General features: G+C 63.0%; 6 protein-coding genes. 2 read left to right on the top strand and 4 right to left on the bottom strand.

Translation table 11 applies throughout. The annotated features are described in order from the left end of the window. Nucleotides 1–61: 61 nt before the first annotated feature. Nucleotides 62–1,252 (top strand): VWA domain-containing protein, encoded by a 1,191-nt coding sequence (locus EN984_RS17820; RefSeq protein WP_127270384.1) that lies wholly within the window; start codon nt 62–64, stop codon nt 1,250–1,252. 351 nt (nt 1,253–1,603) lie between these two features. Then, nucleotides 1,604–2,008, top strand: a complete 405-nt coding sequence (gene msrB, locus EN984_RS17815) for a peptide-methionine (R)-S-oxide reductase MsrB (RefSeq protein WP_127270383.1) — start codon at nt 1,604–1,606, stop codon at nt 2,006–2,008. Between the two features lie 86 nt (nt 2,009–2,094). On the opposite strand, the gene EN984_RS17810 is transcribed toward msrB, so the two are convergent. From EN984_RS17810 to pyc, 4 genes are all read right to left on the bottom strand, one after another. Next, a complete protein-coding gene (locus EN984_RS17810) occupies nt 2,095–2,406 on the bottom strand; it encodes a hypothetical protein (protein WP_127270382.1) in 312 nt (103 codons plus the stop codon). Between the two features lie 7 nt (nt 2,407–2,413). Next, on the bottom strand, nt 2,414–2,854 hold the full coding sequence (locus tag EN984_RS17805) for a hypothetical protein (RefSeq protein WP_127270381.1): 441 nt from the start codon (nt 2,852–2,854) through the stop codon (nt 2,414–2,416). Between the two features lie 175 nt (nt 2,855–3,029). Then, nucleotides 3,030–3,290: a DUF2312 domain-containing protein gene (locus EN984_RS17800; protein ID WP_013529099.1), complete on the bottom strand. Its 261-nt coding sequence runs from the start codon at nt 3,288–3,290 to the stop codon at nt 3,030–3,032. Nucleotides 3,291–3,446: 156 nt separating this feature from the next. Then, nucleotides 3,447–6,571, bottom strand: a 3,125-nt coding sequence (gene pyc / locus EN984_RS17795; RefSeq protein WP_127383857.1) for a pyruvate carboxylase, incomplete at its 5' end; no start/stop codon positions are given.

The following is a 6,571-nucleotide window of genomic DNA, read 5'->3' as shown; positions in this document are numbered from 1 at the left end:
CTCTACGACCACGTTGCGCGCCGCACCGGCTTCATCGAGTATGATTTGCTGTAGATAGACAATGTTCATCCCCTTTTTCCTCGAACTGAAGGCCGCGCGTGTTCCCGTTTCGCTCAGGGAATATCTGTCGCTGCTGGAGGGGCTGGAAGCCGGGCTGGTCGACTACGACGTCGAAGGCTTTTATTACCTCGCCCGTGCGGCGCTGGTGAAGGACGAGCGCCACATCGACCGCTTCGACCAGGTGTTTGCCCATGTCTTCAAGGGCATCGAAGCACTGGGCGGGCCGGATGCCGTCGATGTCGCCAATATCCCTGAGGAATGGTTGCGCCGCCTCACCGAAAAGCACCTGAGCGATGAAGAGAAAAAACTGGTCGAGGCGCTGGGCGGTTTCGAGAAACTGATGGAAACCTTGAAGCAGCGGCTGCAGGAGCAAAAAGGCCGCCACCAGGGCGGCTCGAAATGGATCGGCACCGGCGGCACCTCGCCTTTCGGCGCCTATGGCTACAATCCCGAAGGTGTGCGTATCGGCCAGCATGAAAGCCGCAACCGCCACGCGGTGAAGGTGTGGGACAGACGTGAGTTCAGGAATTTCGACGATGCCGTCGAACTCGGCACCCGCAACATCAAGATCGCGCTGAAGCGCTTGCGTCGCTGGGTGCGCGAAGGCGCCGAGGAGGAATTCGACCTGCCCGGCACCATCCACGCCACCGCCGAACATGGCTATCTCGACGTGCAGACGCGGCCCGAACGGCGCAACGCGGTGAAGCTTTTGATGTTCTTCGATGTCGGCGGCTCGATGGACGACCACATCAAGAGCGTCGAGGAGCTGTTCTCGGCTGCCCGCGCCGAATTCCGCCAGCTCGAATATTTTTATTTCCACAACTGCCTCTATGAGGGCGTGTGGAAGGACAATCGCCGCAGGCATGCCGAGGTGATTCCGACCTTCGACCTCATCCATAAATACGGTCCGGACTACAAGGTGATCGTCGTCGGCGACGCCTCGATGAGCCCTTACGAGATCGCTCACCCCGGCGGTTCGGTCGAGCACTGGAATCCGGAGGCAGGCAGCGTCTGGCTCGGCCGCCTGCTGCAGCAATGGCCGAACGCGGTATGGCTGAACCCCGAAGACCCCAAGAACTGGGGCTACACCCATTCGATTGCGATGATCCGCGACATCTTCGGCGGCCGCATGTTCCCGCTGACGCTGGCCGGGCTCGAAGGCGCGACCAAGCAGCTTTCAAGGAAGCATTAGTTGTCAGAGGTGCGGAACCATCACCTCAGAGACCATCAATCGTGAAAGTTGGCGCCGCCCCTCACTGTCCTGCCGGACATCTCTCCCCGTAAACGGGGCGAGAGGGCCTGGCCGCAACGCCGGCGCCTTTCTTGCAACGCTGACAATTGGCGAAATCGCGGACGACAGGGCCCCTCGCCCCGTTTACGGGGAGAGGATGCCGGCAGGCAGGTGAGGGGCGGCGCAGACGCCTGAAGAAGGGGGAATTCAACCTTGGAACGTCAGACACTGGGCAGTCGTGTAACAAATGCCTATCTTGACGCGAATATCCGGTTGCAATCAACAACGAGCCGGCAAGGCTGAGGAGATCACATGGACACCCATACCTACCCTGTAACTCGCACCGACGCCGAATGGCGCGCCCGGCTGACGCCGGAGCAGTATGCCGTCATGCGCGGTCACGGCACCGAACGGCCGGGAAGCTGCGCCTTGCTCTACGAGAAGCGCGCCGGCACCTTTTCCTGCGCCGGCTGCGACCAGCCCTTGTTCGAATCCAAGCTGAAGTTCGAGAGCGGCACCGGCTGGCCGAGCTTCAACGACCCGGTGCCGGGCTCGGTCGAAAACACCGTCGACCGCAGCTACGGCATGGTTCGCACCGAATGTCATTGCGCCCGCTGCGGCAGCCATCTCGGCCATGTCTTCGAGGACGGCCCGCCGCCGACCGGCCTGCGCTATTGCATCAACGGGGTGGCGCTGAAATTCGAGCCTTCGGCCTGAGCCATCCGGGTTCGACACTATTATGAAAGGGCGGCATCTGTCGCCCTTTTCGTTTAAGTATCCGTTGCCCCCCTCTGGGCAGACGATCAGACCACGATCATCGCCACCAGCCACAGCGTAGCGCCCAGCGTCATCATCCAGGCCTTGGCACCGGGTATCTTTTCGGTGGTCCGCCACACCGCCAAGGTTAGGAACAGGCTGTAGGGCACCGACGCGAAATGCACTGCCAGCACAAGCCCGAGCGGCAACTTCAATCCGAGCAGAACGAGCGCCAGCACCGATGCGGCGATGCTGACCGCGGTGCCGACGAGGACAAGGTCGCGCCAGAACAGCCGGTCGAGCGGCACCTGGCCTTGCCAGCGTGAGCGGAAAAAGGAGCCGATACCTTCTGGCAACACCGGATGTCTATCCCTGCCCCAGGACTTCGGTTACCGCGCGCTCGATACGCGAGCATTCGGTCACCAGCCAGTCGGCCATGGCTGGCCAGTTGTCCTCGGCATAGCAGTTCACCCGCCACATCGAATTGATGCCAAGACCCTCGCAACTCTGTTCCGGCCTGAGCTTCAGCCTGGCCTCGATATCGGGCTGGAATGGCTTCAACCGCGACCACGCCTGCGTGGCGCCGAACTTCTCGTTGCGACCGAAGAAGACGCCGACCTGGCTCTGCGCCGGCGCGACATACATGGAAAGAACCAAGGCGAAGTCGGGCAGCCCGCGCTGCCAGAACCAGGGTCCGCGCCTCGCCATCAGAGCCCTTTCTTCGGGATGCCGCTCGGCGAACAGCGTCCAGAAGCCGCGCTGGCGGAATTCAGAGGCGCGGCGGGCGCCGAAGTCGAATTCGCTCATGGCTCGATGCTCGCTTCGGCATCATGCTCGGCCCGAGACTGTTTCGAAATTCGCTCTGGCGAGTCATATGGTGGTGGTTTCGAGAACCGGAGCGGAGCGTACTTAAAGTACGCGAGCACCGGAAGCGCAGAAAACGCCAACAGATGGCCGCCAGAGTAGAATTTCCAGACAGTCTCTACACCATACCGAGTGCGGCCTTGTACAGATCGAGGATGGTTTCCTCTTCCTGACGCTCGGCCTGGTCCTTCTTGCGCAGCCGGATGATCGTGCGCATCGCCTTGGTGTCGAAGCCGGTGCCCTTGGCCTCGGCGAACACTTCCTTGATGTCGTCGGAAATCGTCTTCTTCTCTTCCTCGAGCCGCTCTATGCGCTCGATGAAGGCACGCAGCTGGCCGGCGGCAACAGTCTGGCTGGTATCGGTGATATCGTCGGCCATATTTTTCTCCAAAAGCATCGGCTCCGCGACTCGCGGACGACTGCGGCAAAATTTGAGCCGGTTCGATGCCCGACCGGCGGCGGCGGGTCAAGCCGTTATCGACCAAGCCACAAGGGGCTGCCGCCAGAAGCCGACAGCCAGTCCGTTTTGCGAACTCTAATTGAAAGCGATCAGCAGATCCTTGGCATCGATCTGGTCGCCTGCCTTGACCAGCACCTCGGCGACCGTGCCGTCGCGCTCGGCATGCAGCGCCGTCTCCATCTTCATCGCTTCGATGGAAAGCAGCACGTCACCGGCCTTCACAGCCTGGCCGGCAGCCACCGAAAGCGCCGAGACGACGCCCGGCATCGGTGCGCCGACATGCGCCTCGTTGCCGGGTTCGGCCTTGCGGCGGGCCTTGGCGGCGGACGCGCCATGCGCCCGGTCGGGCACCTTGACACGACGCGGCTGGCCGTTGAGCTCGAAGAACACGGTGACCATGCCCTTCTCGTCGACATCGCCGATGGCCAGGCAGCGCACCACCAGCGTCTTGCCCTTCTCGATGTCGACGAAGATCTCGTCTTCCGGCTTCATGCCGTAGAAATAGGTCGGCGTCGGCAGGACGCTGACCGGCCCATAGGTTTCCTGCGCGCCGGCGAAATCCGTGAACACCTTCGGATACATCAGCCACGAGGCGAATTCGAACTCCGACAGCTTGCGCTCGAGCTTCTCCTCGATTTCCTTGCGGTTGGCCTTGAGGTCGGCTGGCTTGAGCAGTGAGCCGGGCCGCACCGTGATCGGCTTGTCGCCCTTCAGCGCCTTCCTCTGCAGCGCCGTCGGCCACCCGCCTGGCGACTGGCCAAGATCGCCGCGCAGCATCGAGACGACCGAGTCCGGAAAGGCGATATCCTTGTCCGGGTTTTCGACATCGGCAACGGTCAGGTCCTGGCTGACCATCATCAATGCCATGTCGCCGACGACCTTGGAGGACGGCGTCACCTTGACGATGTCGCCGAACATCAGATTGACGTCGTGATAGGTCTGCGCCACCTCGTGCCAGCGCGTCTCCAGTCCGAGCGAGCGCGCCTGTTCCTTCAGATTGGTGAACTGCCCGCCCGGCATCTCGTGCAGATAGACTTCCGAGGCCGGCCCCTTGAGGTCGCTTTCAAAGGCGGCGTACTGGTTGCGCACCGCTTCCCAGTAGAACGAGATTTTCCTGATCCATTGCGGGTCGAGACCGGGGTCGCGTTCGGTGCCCTTCAGCGCCTCGACGAGCGAGCCAAGGCATGGCTGCGAGGTGTTGCCGGAGAAAGCATCCATCGCCGCGTCTATGGCGTCGACGCCGCTTTCCACCGCCGCCAGCACCGTCGCCGCCGACAGGCCCGACGTGTCGTGGGTGTGGAAATGGATCGGCAGGTCGGTCGCCTCGCGCAGCTCCTTGAACAGCACGCGTGCCGCCGCCGGCTTCAACAGTCCGGCCATGTCCTTGACGGCAATGATGTGGGCGCCGGCCGCCTGCAATTCCCTGGCCAGGCCGACATAGTATTTGAGGTCGTATTTCGCCCGCGCCGGATCGAGGATGTCGCCGGTATAGCAGATCGCCGCTTCGATCAGCTTGCCCTCGGCGCCGACCGCATCCATGGCGACGCGCATGTTGTCGACCCAGTTCAGGCAATCGAAGACCCGGAACAGGTCGATGCCACCGCTTGCTGCCTGCTTGACGAAATGCTGCACGACATTGTCGGGATAGTTGGTGTAGCCGACGCCATTGGCGCCGCGCAGCAGCATCTGCAACAGCAGATTGGGCGCCGCCTCGCGCACCAGCGACAGCCGCTCCCACGGATCCTCGGTGAGGAACCGCATGGCGACGTCGAAGGTGGCGCCGCCCCAGCATTCCAGCGATAGAAGCTGCGGCAAGGCACGCGCATAGGTACCGGCGATGCCGGCAATGTCATGCGTGCGCATGCGGGTGGCGAGCAACGACTGATGGCCATCGCGCATCGTCGTGTCGGTGACCAGCACCTCTTTCTGGTCGCGCATCCAGGCGGCGAACTTCTCCGGCCCGAGCACATCCAGCTTCTGCTTGCTGCCGCCGGGCACATTGCCGTTGAGGTAAGGCACCACGGGTGCGGCCGCATCGGCCTTCGGCTGCGGCCGGCCGCGCGTCTCGGGATGGCCGTTGACGCTGACGTCGGCGAGATAGTTGATGAGCTTGGTGGCGCGGTCCTGGCGCTTGACCTGCTGGAACAGTTCCGGCGTCGTGTCGATGAACTTGGTCGTGTAGGAATTGTCGGCGAAGCTCGGGTGGTTGATAATCGCTTCGAGGAAGGTCAGGTTGGTGGCGACGCCGCGGATGCGGAACTCGCGCAGCGCCCGGTTCATGCGGGCGATGGTCTCGGCCGGCGTCGGCGCCCACGCCGTCACCTTCTCCAGCAGCGGATCGTAGAAGCGGGTGATGACAGCGCCCGAATAGGCGGTGCCGCCATCGAGGCGGATGCCGAAGCCTGTTGCGCCGCGATAGGCGGTGATGCGGCCGTAGTCGGGGATGAAATTGTGTTCGGGATCTTCCGTGGTGATGCGGCACTGCAGCGCGTGGCCGTTCAGCCTTATGTCCTTCTGCGCCGGCACGCCTGATTCCGGTGTGCCGATGGCAAAGCCGTCGAGGATGTGGATCTGCGCCTTGACGATATCGATGCCGGTCACCTGCTCGGTGACGGTGTGCTCGACCTGGATGCGCGGATTGACCTCGATGAAATAGAATTTGCCGGTGTCGGCATCCTGCAGGAACTCGACCGTGCCGGCGCCGATATAACTGGTCTCGCGGGCGATCTTCAGCGCATGGCCGCAAAGCTCCTCGCGCTGCGACATTTCGAGATAGGGCGCCGGCGCCCGCTCGACGACCTTCTGGTTGCGGCGCTGGATCGAACAGTCGCGCTCGAACAGGTGCACCGCATTGCCACGGGTGTCGCCCAGCACCTGCACCTCGACATGGCGGGCGCGTTCGATCAGCTTTTCAAGATAGACCTCGTCCTTGCCGAAGGCGGCTTTCGCCTCGCGCTTGCCCTCGGTGACTTCACGGGCAAGGTCGGCTTCGGCGCGGATGGCGCGCATGCCGCGGCCGCCGCCGCCCCATGACGCCTTCAGCATCACCGGATAGCCGATTCCCTTGGCCAGTTTCTTGACCGCCTCCATGTCATCCGGCAACGGATCGGTGGCGGGGATCACCGGCACCCCGACCTCGATGGCGAGATTGCGCGCCGCGACCTTGTTGCCGAGCCGCCGCATTGTGTCCGGCTTCGGCC

Source organism: Mesorhizobium sp. M7A.F.Ca.CA.004.12.1.1 (assembly GCF_003997835.1).
Lineage (GTDB): Bacteria > Pseudomonadota > Alphaproteobacteria > Rhizobiales > Rhizobiaceae > Mesorhizobium.
This window is presented reverse-complemented; position numbering and strand designations above follow the sequence as displayed.